Raw genomic sequence first — 16,478 nt, 5'->3', positions numbered from 1 at the left:
CGCAGGCCGCCGCCAGCGTTTTCAACCCGTGCGCAGCGCCGGCTGCGTTTGCAGGAGGGTGCAGCCGCAGCGCGCCGAAAGCCTTGCAATGAGGGCCCGCGCGCCCTCGGGCCAGCGGCTGGGTCTGTGCCTGCTGCTGGGATGCCTGTGGACCAGCGAAGCCGCGTGGTCCGCGGAGATGCTGCACCTGACGCGGCGGCTGGCGGCCGTCCCTGGCGGCGGGCCTGCGGCGTCGGCTGGCGCCGTCCCGGCTGCTGCCACGCAGCGCATAGCCGTGCCGCGGCCAGCCGCCATGGGACTGCGCGATGCGGTGCAGCAGGGGCTGGGCATCAACCCCGGCGTGCGCGCCGCGATGGCGCGCGTGAACCGCTACGACACCGAGATCGACATCGCGCGCGCGGGCTATCACCCGAACGTGCAAGCCGGCGTCGGCACCGCGGGCTCGGGCAGTTTCCAGCTCGGCTACGACGTGCTCGTGACGCAGATGCTCTACGACTGGGGCGCGGTGGAAAGCCGCGTCGACAGCGCCCAGGCCACGCAGCGCCATGCCGTGCAGGAACTGCTCGTGGCGCGCGAGGACAAGGCGCTGGAGATCAGCGAAGCCTATCTCGACGTACTGTTCGCGCGCCAGCGCGTGGCGGTGGCCGAGGCCTATATCGAGCGCCTCGATGAACTGCTGGCCCTGAGCCAGCGCCGCGTCGCCACCGGTTACGTGGACCGCAGCGAATCGGGCCGCGTGACGCTGGCGCTGGCGCGGGCGCAGGAGCAACTGCTGCTCGAGCAGGGCCGGCTGCAGGAGGCCGCGCAGCAGTTCGCGGTGCTGGTGGGCATGCCTGCCGGAGCGCTCGAGGCGCCGGCGCTGGTGCCGCTCGATGCGCTGCTCGAGCGCGGCCGCCGTCTTGGGCCACTGATCCTGGTGTCGCCGCTGTATCTGCAGGCGGTGGAGAAAAGCCGGGTCGAGGAGGCCAACATCAAGGCCGCCGATGCCGCGCTCAAGCCGCAACTCAACCTCGAAGGCACGGCGCAGCGCCGCGAGATCGGCGGGCAGCTCACGCGCGACACCACCATCATGCTGCGCCTGCGCATGGCGGCGTTCCAGGGCCTGTCCAACTTCAAGCGCGTCGACGCCGCGCGCCAGGCGCTCGAAGCCGCGCAATGGGACAAGGAGCAGATCGAACGCGACATCCGCCGCAAGGTGCAGGTGCTGATGGAGGGCGAGGCGCCGCTGGCCGCGCGCGAGGCCGCGCTGCGCGAGCAGATCGGCGGCGCGGGCGAGATCGGCGCCATCTACCGCGAGCAGTTCTTTGTCGGCATGCGCAGCATGATCGATCTGCTGTCCGTCGAGGCCGACCGTTTCGAGGCCGAGCGCCAGCTGCTGCAGCTGCAAGGCGAGCGCCAGCGCCTGCCGCTGCGCGCCATGGCCCAGCTCGGGCTGCTCGTGCCTTTGCTTGAAGACCGCATTGCGGAGAAGATTCTTCCATGAGCGCCATTCCATTCGTTACCGACCGGCCCGCGAGCGCGGCCTCGCGCGACCCGGTGCGCGAGGCGCTGGTGCTGCTGTGCGCGCATTTCGGCCATGGCGTGAGCGTGGCCGAGCTGGGCCAGGGCTTTGCGCTCGAACGCGGCCGGCTGCCGCTGGCGCTGGCGCCGCGCGCGCTGCGCCGCGCCGGGCTGCACGCGCGCGTGCAGGGCATCGCGCTGGGCGACATCACGCCGCCGCTGCTGCCGGCGCTGCTGCAGCTCAAGGGCGGCGGGCTGCTGCTGTGGGTTGAAACCATCGATGGCGCGGTGGTGCTGCTCGACCCCGAAAGCGGCGGCGGCCAGCAGCGCATGGCGCTGGCCGACCTGCAGCCGCTGTACGCGGGCCAGGCACTGTTCGCGCGGCCGCGCTACCGCCCGGACGGACGCGCCCAGGCGTTTGCCAAGGACGTGCCCACGCACTGGCTCAAGGGGCCGCTGCGCGCCTGCTGGCGCGACTACGCGCGCGTGGCGCTCGCGGCGCTGATGGCCAACCTGCTGGCCATTGCCTCGTCGCTGTTCGCGCTGCAGGTCTACGACCGCGTGGTGCCCAACAGCGCGTTCGAGACGCTGTGGCTGCTCGCCAGCGGCGCGGTGCTGGCCATCGTGTTCGAGTTCGTGCTGCGCAGCCTGCGCGCGCACATGCTCGAAGTGGTGGGCAAGCGGCTCGACCTGCACCTGTCTTCGCTGCTGTTCAACCAGGTGCTGCAGATCCGCCTGCAGTCCAAGCCGGCGTCGATGGGCGCGTTCAGCAACCAGGTGCGCGAGTTCGAGTCGGTGCGCGAGTTCTTCACCTCGACCACGGCGGCGACCATCAGCGACCTGCCGTTCGTGCTGCTGTTCATCGGCATCGTCTGGGTGATCGGCGGCCCCGTGGCCTGGGTGCCGCTGGTGGCGGTGCTGCTGATCCTGGGCGTGGGGCTGGCAACGCAAGGGGTGCTGGCGCGGCTGTCGCGGCAGAACCTGCGCGAGGGCGCGATCAAGAACGGCGTGCTGCTCGAGGCCATCGAGCATCTTGAAACCGTCAAGACCACGCAGGGCGAAGGCCGGCTGCTGCAGCAATGGGAGCGGCTCACGGCCGAGATGTCGAGCGCCACGGTGCAGCAGCGCAGCCTGACTTCGCTGATCAACTACGGCGCCGGGCTGGTGCAGCAGCTGTGCTATGTGGGCGTGGTGGTGGTGGGCGTCTACCAGATCAGCCAGGGCCATATGACCACCGGTGCCCTGGTGGCCTGCTCGATGCTGGCCTCGCGCGCGATCTCGCCGATGTCGCTGGTGGCGGGCATGCTGTCGCGCTGGCAGCATGTGAAAGTCGCCATGGAAGGGCTCGACAGCCTGATGGCGTCGCCCATCGAACGCCCGGCCGAACGCCGCTTCGCGCGGCCCGCGGTGCTGCTGGGCCACTACCGGCTGGAGAACGTGCGCGCGGGCTACACCAGCGAGGGTCCGATGGCGCTCGATATCGCGCAGCTGGAGATCCGCCCGGGCGAGCGCGTGGCGCTGCTGGGCGGCAACGGCGCGGGCAAGTCGACGCTGCTGCGCCTGTTGTCCGGACTCACCGCGCCGGGCGAAGGCCAGGTCAAGCTCGACGACCTGGCGCTCACGCAGATCGACCCGGCCGAACTGCGCCAGTCGATCGGTTATCTGCCGCAGGACACGGCGCTGTTCTTCGGCACGCTGCGCGACAACCTGTCGCCGCTCAACGGCAACCTGGGCGACGACGAGATGCTGGCGGCGCTCGAGGGCGTGGGCCTGGGCGAGTTCGTGCGCGCCCACCCGCTGGGGATGGACATGCAGATCAACGGCAGCACCAGCGTCTCGGGCGGCCAGCGCCAGGCCATCGGCCTGGCCCGGCTGCTGCTGCTCGACCCGCGCATCGTGCTGCTCGACGAACCGACGGCCGCGTTCGACCAGGAAAGCGAGCTGCGCGTGATCCGCTACCTGCATACCTGGCTCGAAGGCCGCACGCTGATCCTGTCGACGCACAAGCGCCAGCTGCTCGACCTGACCCAGCGCGCCGTGGTGCTGCGCCAGGGCCGCGTGGTCATGGATGGCGCCCAAAGCCAGCTGGTGCAGGGCAACCGGGTACAGGCGCAGGAGGGGCAGCCATGAGCGCGCGCAAGAAGGAAGAGGGCGCGCTGCTGCGCGCGCTGCGCGATCCCGCGCTGTCCATGGAGCATCCCGGGGCGCGCGGCGTTTTCTGGGTCAGCGTGCTGTGCATCGTCGCCTTCGTGGCCTGGGCCGCCTTGTCCGAGCTCGACGAAGTCACGCGCGGCGACGGCCGCGTCATTCCCTTCAGCCGCGTGCAGAAGATCCAGAGCCTCGAAGGCGGCATCCTCAAGCAGTTGCATGTCAAGGAAGGCCAGGAAGTCGAGGCCGGGCAGATGCTGGCCGAGATCGACAACACGCGCTTTCGCTCGGCCTATCTCGAAGGCCAGAGCCACATCGAGGCATTGAGCGCGACCGTGGCGCGGCTCGAAGCGGAAACGCTCAACAAGGACCGCATCAGCGTGCCTCGGGACCTGCCGACGGGCAGCCTGGCCATGGCCTCGGAGCAGGCGCTGTTCAAGGCCAAGCGCGAGAAGTTCAAGGCCTCGCAGGCTTCGCTGCAAAACGAGCTGCGCCTGGCGCGCCAGCAGCTGGCGGTCATCGAGCCGCTGGTGGCCACGCGCTCGGTCAGCGAGATGGAACTGCTGCGGCTGCGGCGCGAAGCCGCGGCGCTCGAAGGCCGGCTGCTGGAGCTGGGCAACGAGTATTTCCAGCAGGCCTACAGCGAGCTCTCGGCCAAGAAGGCCGAACTCAGCGCGCTGCAGCAGACCTCGCTGCAAAAAGCCGACCAGCTGCGCCGCACCGACCTGATCTCGCCGGTCAAGGGCAGCGTCAACGCCATCCTGATCACCACGCGCGGCGGCGTGATCCAGCCCGGCGAGGCAATCATGGAGGTGATTCCCAGCGACGAGCAGCTGCTGGTCGAAGCCAAGGTCAAGCCCAAGGACGTCGCGTTTCTCGTGCCCGGCATGCCGGCGCGCGTGAAGATCACCGCCTATGACTACACGGTGTTCGGCGACCTGTCCGGCAAGCTCGAACAGATCAGCCCCGACACCATCCAGGAAGACACGCCGCGCGGCAAGGAAGCGTTCTACAAGATCCTGGTGCGCACCGACAGCAGCCACCTGCAAAAGGGCGAGGAAAAGCTGCCGATCAAGCCGGGCATGGTGGCGGAAGTGGACGTGCTCAGCGGCAAGCGCTCGGTGCTGAACTACCTGATGCGGCCGCTGATCAAGGCGCGGTTGAATTGAAAAAGGTTTCAGATCCTTCGATTTATCGCAGCAGTCAAGATTCCGTTCGTCCTGAGCTTGTCGAAGGATGAATGGCCTGCCCTCTGGAACAGCACCCTTCGACAGGCTCAGGGCGAACGGTAGAACGAGACGGGACTGACGACCTCACCCCGGCAGAAACCGGATTCCGCTGCGCCGCACCAGCTCCTCATAGCTGATCGGCGCACTCATGCGCGTGCTGGCCGCATTGGCCTGCCAGTGCGCCCAGCTCTTGCCCGTGCTCGCGTCGTAGACCAGCTTGAACAGATGGCTGGGCACCTGCACCTTGCCCGGGCCGATGGTGCGCGTCGGGCCCGAATACACCGGGCCGGTGAAGACATAGACATCGCCTTGCGCGCGCTGCGCGTAGCTGCGCGTGTCCTGCTCGATCTGGCTCCACGGCCCGGCGTTGTGGGTCTGGTTCTGCGGCACCATGTTGGCCAGGCTGAAGCTCTGCGCCATGGCCTCTGCGCTGGCCATGTTGCCCGCGGGCGCCATATGGCCGCGCGAATAGCCTGAACCCTGGTAGTCGGCCAGCTCGGCGCGCTCGGCGCGCGGCAGGCGCGCGTCGGCGAAGAACCTGTCGGTGCGCTGCAGTCCCTTGGCCTGGACCACGCTGCTGCGGTTCAGCCGCTCGGCGACGAACACCGGCGCCTTGTGGCTGCCGCTGTGCAGCACCGCAAAGCCGCTGTAGCACAGCTCGCGCAGGTCGGCCGCGCCCGGCACCACGGGCGGCGTGCCCGCGGGAAAATGCTGGCGGCACTGCGAGAACTGCGTGGCGGTGCTGCTGGGCGTGCCGGCCACGGAACCTGCGGCGCTGCCGGCAACGCTGGCGGGCAGGCCCAGCAGGTCGTGCAGCACGTAGCGCGTGAGCCCGTCGGCCAGCGGCGTGAGCGAAGCCAGCGCCGAAGCCAGCAGCGGCGCAGCCACCGAGCCCGTGAACTTGGCCAGCACCGTGTCGTACAGGCCCGAGCCCAGCGTGCAGCCCGAAACCTGGTGGCCGACGGCCGCAGATGAGGTCAAGCCGAACCAGAAGCGGCGCATCCGCAGGAGGCCATTGATCTTGGATAGCAGGGCACTCTTGCGGGTGCGTTTGCGGGCGCGCTTCTTCATGTCTGGACGGATGTTAACCGCCAAAGCAAGCGCCAGCCCCGACCCCACGGATGTTTGCACTCGCACCCGCGCAGCAGCGCGCGGGTCCTGCGCGCAAGTGCGCGCCAGCGCTCGGGAAATTGCTTTTCGGGCGCTTTTTCAAAGACCGCTAAACACTGTAGTTTTCCTCAGGTATTGGCGCGTATTTCGCGCCTCAGACGCCCCAGGTGTCGCCACAGATGCTTTCATACCAGGCGAGCGCGTACCTGGCCTCGGCGCTGCGAAAGTCCGCGCCCGCACCGAGCGGGCTGATGCCGCCCGAACCCGGCACCTCGACCAGCGTGCCGGATTGCGCGCGATACACCCCGGCCACCGAGATGCCATGCTTCGGACCGATCAGGCTGTAGCAGGTGTTCGTGTAGAGCGCCTCGGGCGCATCGCGGCCCAGCAGTTCGGCCTGCAGGGCCGCTGCCACCAGCTTGGCCTGCGAGTTGGCGCTCGAGCCGGACTTGGGCATGGGTGCGGCACTGGCCGCGTCGCCAATCACGTGCACATGGGGCTGCAAGGTGGAGGCGAAGTTTCCGGCATGCACCGGTGCCCAGCCACTGGCATCGACCACGCCCGCGCGCACGGCGATCAGGCCGGCTTTCTGCGCGGGAATCACGTTCAGCACCTCGGCCCGGTGGCGCGCGCCATGCGCATCCTCGGCTTCGCGCCGCTGTGCATCGACACGCACCACCGCGCCGCCTTCGGCCGGCGGCCGCCACTCGACCATGTCCCCATACCGCTGCTTCCAGCCTTCGAGGAACAGCGGCTTTTTCGAGAACTCGTCCTTGGCGTCCAGCAGCACGAGCTTGCTGCGCGGCTTGCACCTGGCGAGGTAGTGCGCGACCAGCGCCGCACGTTCGTACGGGCCGGGCGGGCAGCGGTAGGGCCCGGCCGGAATCACCATCATGAAGGTGCCGCCATCGGGCATGGCTTGCAGTTGCTGGCGCAGCAGATGCGTCTGCGCGCCCGCCTTCCAGGCATGCGGCGCGAATTCGGCGGCGGCCTCATCGTAGCCGGGCAGGGCGTCCCAGCGCAGGTCGATGCCCGGCGACAGCACCAGCTTGTCCCATCGCAGCCGCTCGCCGCCGGACAGCGTCACCGTGCGCGCGACGGGATCGATGTCGTCGGCACTGGCCTGCACCACGTCGATGCCCAGGGTGCGCAGCGCGTCGTACCCATGGCCCAGCGTCTCCCAGTCGCGCAATCCCGCGAGGTAGAGGTTCGAGAACGCGCAGGTGTAGTAGCGCGCTGCGGGCTCCACCAGCGTGATGCGCGCGGCCCGCAGCCACTTGCGCAGATAGCGTGCCGCCGTGGCGCCGCCAAAGCCGCCGCCCACGACCACGATCTGCGCGGCGCCCGCCTGGGCATGCAACAGCGCCGGCATCGACCATGCCGCGGCACCTGCGCCCAGTGCGCCCAGCGCGCGGCGGCGCGAGGAGGAATGCAGCGGCGCCGGCATCATTTCACCTGCGCAAACCAGCGCGCCAGCGCCTGGATCTGCGCCTCGTCATAGCCCTTGATTAGCCGCGTCATGATGGTGGCATCGGGCGCGGTGCCGGACTTGAAGGCCTGCAGCCGCTGCAGCAGCCGCTGTTCGGACTGGCCCGCGAGGCTGGGAATCACAGTGGTCGAGCGGCCGTCGGGACCATGGCAGCTGAAGCAGCCCGCGGCCATGACGGCCACCGTCGCGGCCGACGGCTCTGGCAGCGGCGCTGCGGGCGGCGCGCCGTTGCCCGGCGCACCCTGCATGGCGAAAACCAGCGCCAGCGGATGGCGCAGGGAACTCAGGAGATGCATGGAAAGGCCTTTCTCGCAGGCCCGGCGGGGTGGCGCGGGCACAGGCTTTCGAGCATGCCCGGCGCCGTGGGCGGCGAGGATAAGGCCTGGCGCCCAGCGCTTGCGCGGCAGCGCCGACAAGGGCCGCCGCCGCAACCCGCTCAGGTGCTCTCGCGCACCACCAGCTCGTAACCCAGCTCGATACTGCCCACGGCCGGCTTGGCGCCGCGCATCATGCCGAGCAGCATGCCCGCGCCTTCGCGCCCGACCTCGCTGCGCGGCGTGCGCACCGTGGTGAGCGACGGCACCATCTGGTCGCTGCCGGCAAGGTCGTTGAAGCCGGCCATGGCAATGCGCGCCGGCACGGCCACGCCCAGGCGGTGCGCGGCCAGCAGACCGCCCTGCGCAATGTCGTCGTTGCAAAAGAAGATCGCGTCGATATCGGGCATGCGCTGCAGCATCTCCTCGAAGAGCCGCGCGCCCAGGGCAATCGACGAGCGTTCGGGGCTCAACATTTCGAGCCTCGGATCATAGAGGCCGGCTTCGCGCAGGCCGCGGCGGTAGCCCTCGGCGCGCTGCAGCACGCGCGGGTCGAGCTGCGCGCCGCAAAACGCAATGCGCCGGCGCCCGCGCTCGAGCAGATGCCGGGTGATGGCCGCGCCCGCATCGGTCTGCGAAAACCCGACGCAGGCCACGCCCGGCGCGTTGCTGGTCTCCATCAGGTGCACGCAGGGCACGCCGCTCTGTGCAATCAGCTGGCGCGCGGTTTCGCTGCGGTCGAAGCCCGTGACCAGCAGGCCCGCGGGCCGGTGCGGCAGATAGGTGCGCAGCAGCAGCTCCTCCTCGGCGCTGTCGTAGTGGGTCACGCCGATCAGCGGCTGGTAGCCTTCGGGAAACAGCGTGCGGTGCACGGCTTCGAGCAGGTCGACGAACAGCGCGTTCGACAGCAGCGGCACCAGCACCAGGACCTGCGTGCTTTTCTGCGACGCCAGTGCGCGCGCGGCCGGATCGGGCACGTAGCCCAGCGTGTCGGCCGCCTGCTGGACTTTTTCCACCAGCTGCGAATCGACAGCGCGCTCGCCACGCAAAGCGCGCGATACCGTGATCGGGCTCACGCCCGCAAGCCGGGCCACGTCGGCCAGGGTGACACGGCCGCTGGAGCGGCGGGCACGGCGCGGAGCTTCTGTCAAGGGTTTGTCCTGATGTCTGAGGGTTGGGAATGGGCTTATGATAGCGCTATCCAAGCAGGTCGGCATCGCGGTTTACCCGCAATCCTGCCTGCAATAATTCACTGCGCGCGGACTTCGGTCCCGCGCTTTTTTGTAAGTACCATGGATAGCGCTATCCCACAATCTCGCAGCGAATCTCCCTCGCCACGGCCCACGGCTTGGGTAGTCATGGGCGTGTCCGGCTGCGGCAAATCCAGCGTCGCCCAGTTGCTCGCGAAGGCACTCGGGTGGACGCTGCACGAAGGCGACAGCTACCACGCGCCCGAAAGCGTGCGCAAGATGCAGGCCGGCATTCCGCTCACCGACGACGACCGCAGCCTCTGGCTGCAGGACCTGGCCCGGATCCTGGGCCGGGCCACGCCAGCCACCGGCATCGTGCTGACCTGCTCGGCGTTGAAGCGCAAATACCGCGACCGCCTGCGCGCGGCGCTGCCCGATGCGGCCGTGGGCTTTGTGTTTCTGGACCTGGACTACGCCACTGCCTTGCAGCGCGTGCAGCAGCGCCCCGGCCATTTCTTTTCGCCCGACCTGGTGGCCAACCAGTTCGCCACGCTCGAGCGCCCCGATGGCGAAGACGGTGTGGTCGGTGTCGACGCCACGCTGCCGCTGGCCGAGATCGTGCGCCGCGTCACGGACTGGCGCGCGCCCGCCCTGGCGTGAACGATTCCAAGGATTCCCCATGCATGCAGAAACAAGTTCTCCCCGGCGCAAGCCGCGCCTGCAGCGCGCGGCCGAGCTGTTCATGGTGCTGGCGCTGGCCGGCATGGTCATCGCGGTGTTCGTCAACGTGGTGCTGCGCTACGCCTTCAACACCAGCATCGTCTCGTACGAGGAAATCTCGCGCCTGCTGTTCGTCTGGCTGGTTGCCGTCGGCTCCATCGTCGCGGCCTACGAGGGCAGCCACCTGGGCTTCGACATGGTGACCTCGCGCGTCAAGCCGGCCACGCGCCGCGTGCTGTTCTGGCTCACTCAGGCGCTGGTGCTGGCCTGCATGCTGATGCTGCTGTGGGGCTCGTGGGCCCAGGTCGAGGCCGGGCTGAGCAGCTACAGCACGGTGCTGGGCTACCCGCTGGCGCTGGGCGCGGCGGCCACGCTGGTGCTGGCGCTGGGCATGCTGGCGGTGGCCTTGCGCGACCTGCGCCGCGGCGTGCCGGCACCGTCCGACGACGGCGTGCTGGATATCGAATAAGGAGCACGCAGATGATCGTGACTTTCATTTTCCTGTTCGTGCTGATCGGCGGCATGGTGATCGGCATGCCGATCGCGCATTCGCTGATCCTTACCGGGGTGGCGCTGATGTGGCACCTCGACTTCTTCGATACGCAGCTGCTGGCGCAGAACCTGCAAGCGGGCTTCGACAACTTCCCGCTGCTGGCGGTGCCGTTCTTCATCCTGGCCGGGGAACTGATGAATGCCGGCGGCCTGTCGCGGCGCATCATCGACCTGGCCAGCGCCTTCGTCGGCCATATCCGCGGCGGCCTGGGCTTCGTCACCATCGGCGCGGCCGTGCTGCTGGCTTCGATGAGCGGCTCGGCGATCGCCGACACCGCGGCGCTGGCCACGATTCTGCTGCCCATGATGCGCGACCAGAAGTATCCGGACAGCTACAGCGCCGGCCTGCTGGCCTCGGGCGGCATCATCGCGCCCATCATCCCGCCGTCGATGCCCTTCGTGATCTATGGCGTGACCACCAACACCTCGATCAGCAAGCTGTTCCTGTCGGGCATCGTGCCCGGCCTGATCATGGGCACCTTCCTGATCGGCGCCTGGTGGACGATCGCGCGCAAGTACAAGCTGGCCGCGGGCGAGCGCGTGGCCTGGGGCGTGCGCGGCAAGACCCTGCTCAAGAGCTTCTGGGCGATGATGATGCCGGTCATCATCCTGGGCGGCTTGAAGGGCGGGGTATTCACCCCAACCGAAGCCGCCGTGGTGGCCGCCGTCTATGCGCTGTTCGTGTCGATGGTGATCTACCGCGAGCTGAGCTGGAGCAAGCTGTACGACGTGTTCCTGGCCGCGGCCAAGACCACGGCGGTGGTGATGTTCCTGTGCGGCGCGGCCACGGTGACGGCATACATGATCACGCTGGCCGACCTGCCCAACCTGCTGGCCGACAGCTTCTCCGGCCTGATGGGCAATCCGATGCTGTTCATGGCGCTGATGATGCTGTTCCTGCTGGCCGTCGGCACCGCGATGGACCTCACGCCCACCATCCTGATCTTCGGCCCGGTCTGCGCGCCGCTGGCGGTGAAGGCCGGCATCGATCCGGTGTACTTCGGCTTCATGTTCATCTATGTCGGCTGCATCGGACTGATCACCCCGCCCGTGGGCACGGTGCAGAACGTCGTGGCCGGCGTCGGCCGGCTGCGCATGGAAACCGTGATCAAGGGCACGACACCCTTCCTGCTGGCCTATGTGTTCCTCGCCGTGCTGCTGGTGATCTTCCCGCAGATCGTGCTGGCGCCGCTGCGCTGGATGCATTGAACGAATTTTTGCAACCGGGGGCAGGCTGCCCCCATATTCCAACCAGGAGACAGACATGCGAATCAAATTTGCCCTCGGCGCACTCGCCGTCCTGATGGCCGCCGGTGCCGTGCAGGCCCAGGATTTCAAGCCGCGCATCGTGCGCTTCGGCTACGGCCTGGTCGACGACTCGAACCAGGGCCGCGCGGTGCGCCTGTTCGCCAAGGAGGTCGAGAAGGCCACGGGCGGCAAGATGAAGGTGCGCGGCATCGGCAATGCCTCGCTGGGCTCGGACACGCAGATGCAGCAGGCGCTGATCGGCGGCGCGCAGGAAATGATGGTCGGCTCCACCGCCACGCTGGTCGGCGTCTCGCCGCAGATGGCGCTGTGGGACACGCCGTTCCTGATCAACAACACCCGCGAAGCCGACGCGCTGCTTGACGGCCCGGTGGGCGACAAGGTGCGCGCCACGCTCGACGCCAAGGGCTTGGTCGGCCTGGTCTACTGGGAAAACGGTTTCCGCAATCTGACCAACAACAAGCACCCCGTGACCAAGCTCGAGGACATGAACGGCATCAAGCTGCGCGTCATGCAGAACAATGTCTTCCTCGACAGCTTCAAGGCCCTCGGCGCCAATGCCGTGCCGCTGCCGTTCTCGGAACTGTTCACCGCGCTGGAAACCAAGGCCGTCGACGGCCAGGAGAACCCGTTCAACACCGTGGTGTCGAGCAAGTTCTACGAAGTGCAGAAGTACCTCACCGTCACCAACCACGTCTACAGCCCCTGGATCGTCACCGTCAGCAAGAAGTGGTGGGACGGCCTGAGCAAGGCCGAGCAGAACGTGCTGATGGATGCGGCGAAGAAGTCGCGCGACTTCGAGCGCAAGGACACGCGTGACGAGGCCGCCAAGGCCCTGGCCGACCTGAAGTCCAAGGGCATGCAGGTCAACGAGCTGTCGGCAACGGAAGCCGGCCGCATGCGCGACAAGCTCACCCAGGTCAATGCCTCGGTGTCCAATACCGTCGGCGCCGATCTGTGGAAGCAGACGCAGGACGAGCTGGCGAAGATCCGCGCCGCCAAATGAGCCACGCCGCCGTCCCTGCCGACGCCGCCCGCCGTGTCGCCTGGATCACGGGCGCCGGTACCGGCATAGGTCTCGCCGGCGCCCAGGCGCTGGCTACCGACGGCTGGCAGGTGGTGCTTTCGGGGCGGCGCGCAGACCTGCTGACCGCTGCCTGCGCGCAGCTCGAAGGAGCTGGCGGCCAGGCCGAAGCCCTGGCGCTGGATGTCGCCGACGCCGCGGCGACCGAGGCGGCCGCAGCGCTGATCACCCAGCGCCATGGACGCATCGACTTGCTGGTGAATGCCGCCGGGATCAATGTCCAGCGCCGCAGCTGGGCCGAGTGCAGCGCCGACGACTGGCAGCGCGTGCTGGACATCAACCTCAAGGGCACGGTCCACACCATGCGCGCCGTGTTGCCCGTGATGCGTGCCGCCGGCGGCGGCGCGATCATCAACGTCGCCTCCTGGGCCGGACGCTTCACTGCGTCGATGCCGGGCGCGGCCTATACCGCCAGCAAGACCGCCGTGGCGGCGCTGACGCATGAATTCAACATCGAGGAACACCGCCACGGCTTGCGCGCCTGCTGCCTGCTACCCGCCGAGGTCGCCACCCCGATATTGAAGCAGCGCCCGGTGCCGCCGTCAGACGCGGACATGGCACGCATGCTGCAGCCGCAAGACCTGGGCCGGACGATTGCCTTCGTCGCCAACATGCCGGCCCATGTCTGCGTCAACGAGATATTGATCAGCCCCACCTGGAACAGAATGTTCCTTTGAGAGAACGAATGACTTTGAACGCCACCGTCGAAGCGGTCACGCGCCGCATCCGCGAGCGCAGCGCCCCCGAGCGCGGCGCCTATCTGCAGCGGCTGCGCAGCATGGCGCAGCGCCCGCCGGGCGCGCAGCGCCTGGGCTGCGCCAACGTCGCGCATGCGTTTGCCGGCCTGCCCGGCAACGACAAGCTGCGCATCGTCGCCGAGCGCGCGCCCAACATCGGCATCGTCACGGCCTATAACGACGTGCTGTCGGCGCATGCGCCGCTGCAGCACTACCCCGATCTGATCAAGGACGAGGCGCGCAGAAACGGCGCCACGGCCCAGGTGGCGGGCGGCGTGCCCGCCATGTGCGACGGCGTGACCCAGGGCACGCCCGGCATGGAGCTGAGCCTGTTCAGCCGCGATGTGATTGCGATGGCCACGGCGGTGTCGCTGAGCCATGACGTGTTTGATTCCGCCTTGCTGCTGGGCGTGTGCGACAAGATCGTGCCCGGCCTGCTGATCGGCGCGCTGCAGTTCGGCCATCTGCCCACGGTCTTCGTGCCCGCGGGGCCCATGACCTCGGGCCTGTCGAACAGCGCCAAGGCCAAGGTGCGCGAGCAGGCCGCGCAAGGCCTGGTCGGCCGCAGCGAACTGCTGGCCGCCGAATCCGCGGCCTACCATGGCGAAGGCACCTGCACCTTCTACGGCACGGCCAACAGCAACCAGATGCTGCTCGAAGCCATGGGCCTGCATGTGCCCGGCACGGCCTTCGTCAACCCCGGCCAGGCGCTGCGCGAGGAACTCACGCGCGAAGCCGCGCGCACGCTGCTGGTGCCGGGCTGCGCGCCGATCGGCGAAGTGGTCGACGAGCGCTGCATCGTCAACGCCATGGTGGCGCTGCTGGCCACGGGCGGCTCGACCAATCACCTGATCCACTGGGTCGCGGTCGCGCGCGCGGCCGGCATCTCGATCGATTGGGACGATTTCTCGGAACTGTCGGCCGTCGTGCCGCTGCTGTCGCGCGTCTACCCGAACGGCAGCGCCGACGTGAACCATTTCCAGGCCGCGGGCGGCCCGGGCTATGTGATCCGCGAGCTGCTCGACGCAGGCCTGATGCACGAGGACGTGCGCACCGTGCGTGCCGGCGGCATCCGCGAGTACACACGCCTGCCCCAGGGCGACGCCGCGCACCGGCTGCATTGGGTCGATATCGGCGCCAGCCTCGACGACAGCGTGGTGCGCCCGGTGGGTGCGCCCTTTAGCGCCACGGGCGGCCTCAAGCTGCTGCACGGCAATCTGGGCCGCAGCGTGATCAAGGTTTCGGCGGTGCCTGAAGACCGGCATGTGGTCGAGGCGCCGGCGCGCGTGTTCGGCTCGCAGGCCGAGCTGCAAGACGCCTTCCAGGCCGGCGAACTCGACCGCGACGTGGTCTGCGTCGTGCGCTGGCAGGGCCCGCAGGCGAACGGCATGCCCGAGTTGCACAAGCTCACGCCGCCGCTCGCGGTGCTGCAGGGCAAGGGTTTCAAGGTGGCGCTGGTCACCGACGGCCGCATGAGCGGCGCCTCGGGCAAGGTGCCCGCGGCCATCCATGTCTCGCCCGAAGCCGTCGCTGGCGGCCCGCTGGCGCGCGTGCAGGATGGCGATCTGATCCGTCTCGACGCCGTGGCCGGCACGCTGGCCGTGCTGGTCGACGAGGCCGAATGGCTGGCACGCACCCCGGCGCAGATGCCGGCCGCGCAGGCCCTGGACAACACCTTTGGCTTCGGCCGTGAACTGTTTGCCGGTTTCCGGCGCAATGCGCTCAGCGCGGAAGAGGGAGCCTGCTCATGGCTGTAACCGGCACACCACTGACCGCGCGCGCGGTGATGCAAGACGCACCGGTGATTCCGGTCATCGTGCTGCATGAGGTGCAACACGCCGTGCCCATGGCGCGCGCGCTGGTTGCCGGCGGCATCCGCATGCTCGAAGTCACGCTGCGCACGCCGCAGGCCCTGGCCTGCATCGAAGCCATTGCGCGCGAAGTTTCTGAAGCCGTCGTGGGCGCGGGCACGGTGCGCAGCAGTAACGACGCTGCTGCCGCGGCACGCGCGGGCGCGCGCTTTGCCGTCAGCCCCGGCTACACGACGGCGCTGGGCAGCGCCTGCCGCGAAGCGGGCCTGCCGCTGCTGCCCGGCGTTGCCACCGCCAGCGAAATCATGGCCGCGCAGGCCGAGGGCTTCGACGCCCTGAAGTTCTTCCCGGCCCTGCAGTCCGGCGGCAGCGCGATGCTCAAGGCCTGGCAGGGGCCGTTTGGCGACGTCCTGTTCTGTCCCACCGGCGGTATCCAGCCCGGCAACGCGGCCGAGTTCCTGGCGCTGGCCAACGTCGCCTGCGTCGGTGGCTCGTGGCTGGTGCCTGGCGATGCGCTTGCACAGGGCGACTGGGAACGCATCACGGCGTTGGCACGGGCCGCAAGCCAACTCGCACGCGGATAAGCGCGGGATCAGGGTTTGGCCAACTCGCGTTCGAGATCCTGCTTTTCCGTGAGATAACGGTCGAGTATGGCTTGCAGCCGGCGCTGCTCCGTGTCGCACTGCGCCGCAATGGCCTGCATCTCGGCGCTCAGCGACTGCTCCCAGGTCGCGCCCGCGAGGTCGTTGCTGGCAAGCTTTTTTCGGTTGCGGACCGCGTCGAGCTCGGCCTGGCATTGCCTGCGGGCCCGTGCGATGTCGTCCTGCGCGCCGCCGATGCTGAGATTGTTGAGCGTCGACAGCCGGTTTTCCTTCGCCAGGCGTGCGGACAATGCATTGAGCCGGTCTGCTTCGGACGCGCGGGGCGAACTGCTATCTGCCGTCGCTGCATTGGAGGGTGGTGGTGAGGCTGGATAGCCCGATGCCGGCTGCACATCCAGCTTCGCGCCCTGCGTGGCGCCGCTGCACGCCGACTGCTGGAAAGTGACGCGGCCATTCGCATCCACGCATTTGTAGACGGCCCATGCAGGCACGCAGGTCCATCCTGCCAGGCCTATTGCGATAACCCAATGACGGCAATGCATATCTTCCCTTTCGCGGATGCCAAACGGTTTGGTAACGCCCTGGGAGGCATGGTTCCATGCATCGACACGGCCCGGCGCGGTCACATTCCGCAATGTGCTTGCATTTGACCTCAGGCGTACTGCGGCATGGATGATCAGGCTTGGGCGCCGCGCTGTGCCCTGCCAATCTTGCCGGGCCTTGCCG

15 protein-coding genes are annotated in these 16,478 nt (G+C 68.5%); 10 read left to right on the top strand and 5 right to left on the bottom strand.

Annotated features, from left to right (window positions below; genetic code table 11):
• Positions 1 to 88: 88 nt before the first annotated feature.
• Genes HUK68_RS10075 through HUK68_RS10065 form a run of 3 tightly spaced genes read left to right on the top strand, consistent with a single transcriptional unit; the run spans position 89 to position 4,817 of the window.
• On the top strand, positions 89 to 1,483 hold the full coding sequence (locus HUK68_RS10075; RefSeq protein ID WP_208458658.1) for a TolC family protein: 1,395 nt from the start codon (positions 89 to 91) through the stop codon (positions 1,481 to 1,483).
• A complete protein-coding gene (locus HUK68_RS10070; protein ID WP_175504079.1) occupies positions 1,480 to 3,630 on the top strand; it encodes a type I secretion system permease/ATPase in 2,151 nt (716 codons plus the stop codon). The genes HUK68_RS10075 and HUK68_RS10070 overlap by 4 nt, the downstream gene beginning before the upstream one ends.
• Complete coding sequence (locus HUK68_RS10065) at positions 3,627 to 4,817, top strand: beta-barrel domain-containing protein (RefSeq protein ID WP_175504078.1); 1,191 nt, start codon at positions 3,627 to 3,629, stop codon at positions 4,815 to 4,817. The genes HUK68_RS10070 and HUK68_RS10065 overlap by 4 nt, the downstream gene beginning before the upstream one ends.
• 144 nt (positions 4,818 to 4,961) lie before the next feature.
• Here the strand turns inward: HUK68_RS10065 and HUK68_RS10060 are convergent, their stop codons facing one another.
• The 4 genes from HUK68_RS10060 to gntR form a co-directional block, all read right to left on the bottom strand.
• On the bottom strand, positions 4,962 to 5,879 hold the full coding sequence (locus HUK68_RS10060) for a DNA/RNA non-specific endonuclease (RefSeq protein WP_175504077.1): 918 nt from the start codon (positions 5,877 to 5,879) through the stop codon (positions 4,962 to 4,964).
• A gap of 262 nt (positions 5,880 to 6,141) precedes the next feature.
• Complete coding sequence (locus tag HUK68_RS10055) at positions 6,142 to 7,434, bottom strand: NAD(P)/FAD-dependent oxidoreductase (RefSeq protein ID WP_175504076.1); 1,293 nt, start codon at positions 7,432 to 7,434, stop codon at positions 6,142 to 6,144.
• Positions 7,434 to 7,772, bottom strand: coding sequence for a c-type cytochrome (locus HUK68_RS10050; RefSeq protein ID WP_175504075.1), 339 nt, complete (start codon positions 7,770 to 7,772; stop codon positions 7,434 to 7,436). Before HUK68_RS10050 ends, HUK68_RS10055 begins: the two co-directional genes overlap by 1 nt.
• 140 nt (positions 7,773 to 7,912) lie before the next feature.
• Complete coding sequence (gene gntR, locus HUK68_RS10045; RefSeq protein WP_244146137.1) at positions 7,913 to 8,941, bottom strand: HTH-type transcriptional regulator GntR; 1,029 nt, start codon at positions 8,939 to 8,941, stop codon at positions 7,913 to 7,915.
• A gap of 141 nt (positions 8,942 to 9,082) precedes the next feature.
• Between gntR and HUK68_RS10040 the strand changes: the two genes are divergently transcribed.
• The 7 genes from HUK68_RS10040 to eda are packed head-to-tail and all read left to right on the top strand — an operon-like array spanning position 9,083 to position 15,734.
• The gene (locus HUK68_RS10040; RefSeq protein WP_244146136.1) at positions 9,083 to 9,640 is read left to right on the top strand and encodes a gluconokinase; all 558 of its coding nucleotides are present in this window, start codon (positions 9,083 to 9,085) and stop codon (positions 9,638 to 9,640) included.
• 19 nt (positions 9,641 to 9,659) lie between these two features.
• Positions 9,660 to 10,169 carry a TRAP transporter small permease gene (locus HUK68_RS10035; protein ID WP_175504072.1) on the top strand — a complete coding sequence of 170 codons (510 nt, stop codon included), beginning with the start codon at positions 9,660 to 9,662 and terminating at the stop codon, positions 10,167 to 10,169.
• A gap of 11 nt (positions 10,170 to 10,180) precedes the next feature.
• Positions 10,181 to 11,461: a TRAP transporter large permease gene (locus HUK68_RS10030; protein ID WP_175504071.1), complete on the top strand. Its 1,281-nt coding sequence runs from the start codon at positions 10,181 to 10,183 to the stop codon at positions 11,459 to 11,461.
• Positions 11,462 to 11,516: 55 nt separating this feature from the next.
• On the top strand, positions 11,517 to 12,524 hold the full coding sequence (locus HUK68_RS10025) for a TRAP transporter substrate-binding protein (RefSeq protein WP_175504070.1): 1,008 nt from the start codon (positions 11,517 to 11,519) through the stop codon (positions 12,522 to 12,524).
• Positions 12,521 to 13,279, top strand: a complete 759-nt coding sequence (locus HUK68_RS10020) for an SDR family oxidoreductase (protein ID WP_175504069.1) — start codon at positions 12,521 to 12,523, stop codon at positions 13,277 to 13,279. Before HUK68_RS10025 ends, HUK68_RS10020 begins: the two co-directional genes overlap by 4 nt.
• Positions 13,280 to 13,287: 8 nt before the next feature.
• Positions 13,288 to 15,096, top strand: a complete 1,809-nt coding sequence (edd, locus tag HUK68_RS10015; protein WP_175504068.1) for a phosphogluconate dehydratase — start codon at positions 13,288 to 13,290, stop codon at positions 15,094 to 15,096.
• Positions 15,087 to 15,734, top strand: a complete 648-nt coding sequence (eda, locus tag HUK68_RS10010; protein WP_175504067.1) for a bifunctional 4-hydroxy-2-oxoglutarate aldolase/2-dehydro-3-deoxy-phosphogluconate aldolase — start codon at positions 15,087 to 15,089, stop codon at positions 15,732 to 15,734. Before edd ends, eda begins: the two co-directional genes overlap by 10 nt.
• Before the next feature lie 8 nt (positions 15,735 to 15,742).
• Here the strand turns inward: eda and HUK68_RS10005 are convergent, their stop codons facing one another.
• A complete protein-coding gene (locus HUK68_RS10005; protein WP_244146135.1) occupies positions 15,743 to 16,243 on the bottom strand; it encodes a DUF4124 domain-containing protein in 501 nt (166 codons plus the stop codon).
• Positions 16,244 to 16,478 lie beyond the last annotated feature (235 nt).

The organism is Comamonas antarctica, assembly GCF_013363755.1.
Taxonomy (GTDB): Bacteria; Pseudomonadota; Gammaproteobacteria; order Burkholderiales; family Burkholderiaceae_C; genus Comamonas; species Comamonas antarctica.
The sequence above is the reverse complement of the archived record's forward strand: the minus strand, read 5'-3'. Positions and strand labels throughout refer to the sequence as shown.

What these genes read in the sequence shown, in the direction of transcription:
- HUK68_RS10075 (WP_208458658.1), top strand. Translation starts at nt 89, where the DNA reads ATGAGGGCCCGCGCGCCCTCGGGCCAGCGGCTGGGTCTGTGCCTGCTG.
- HUK68_RS10070 (WP_175504079.1), top strand. Translation starts at nt 1,480, where the DNA reads ATGAGCGCCATTCCATTCGTTACCGACCGGCCCGCGAGCGCGGCCTCG.
- HUK68_RS10065 (WP_175504078.1), top strand. Translation starts at nt 3,627, where the DNA reads ATGAGCGCGCGCAAGAAGGAAGAGGGCGCGCTGCTGCGCGCGCTGCGC.
- HUK68_RS10060 (WP_175504077.1), bottom strand. Translation starts at nt 5,879, where the DNA reads ATGCGCCGCTTCTGGTTCGGCTTGACCTCATCTGCGGCCGTCGGCCAC.
- HUK68_RS10055 (WP_175504076.1), bottom strand. Translation starts at nt 7,434, where the DNA reads ATGCCGGCGCCGCTGCATTCCTCCTCGCGCCGCCGCGCGCTGGGCGCA.
- HUK68_RS10050 (WP_175504075.1), bottom strand. Translation starts at nt 7,772, where the DNA reads ATGCATCTCCTGAGTTCCCTGCGCCATCCGCTGGCGCTGGTTTTCGCC.
- HUK68_RS10040 (WP_244146136.1), top strand. Translation starts at nt 9,083, where the DNA reads ATGGATAGCGCTATCCCACAATCTCGCAGCGAATCTCCCTCGCCACGG.
- HUK68_RS10035 (WP_175504072.1), top strand. Translation starts at nt 9,660, where the DNA reads ATGCATGCAGAAACAAGTTCTCCCCGGCGCAAGCCGCGCCTGCAGCGC.
- HUK68_RS10030 (WP_175504071.1), top strand. Translation starts at nt 10,181, where the DNA reads ATGATCGTGACTTTCATTTTCCTGTTCGTGCTGATCGGCGGCATGGTG.
- HUK68_RS10025 (WP_175504070.1), top strand. Translation starts at nt 11,517, where the DNA reads ATGCGAATCAAATTTGCCCTCGGCGCACTCGCCGTCCTGATGGCCGCC.
- HUK68_RS10020 (WP_175504069.1), top strand. Translation starts at nt 12,521, where the DNA reads ATGAGCCACGCCGCCGTCCCTGCCGACGCCGCCCGCCGTGTCGCCTGG.
- edd (WP_175504068.1), top strand. Translation starts at nt 13,288, where the DNA reads ATGACTTTGAACGCCACCGTCGAAGCGGTCACGCGCCGCATCCGCGAG.
- eda (WP_175504067.1), top strand. Translation starts at nt 15,087, where the DNA reads ATGGCTGTAACCGGCACACCACTGACCGCGCGCGCGGTGATGCAAGAC.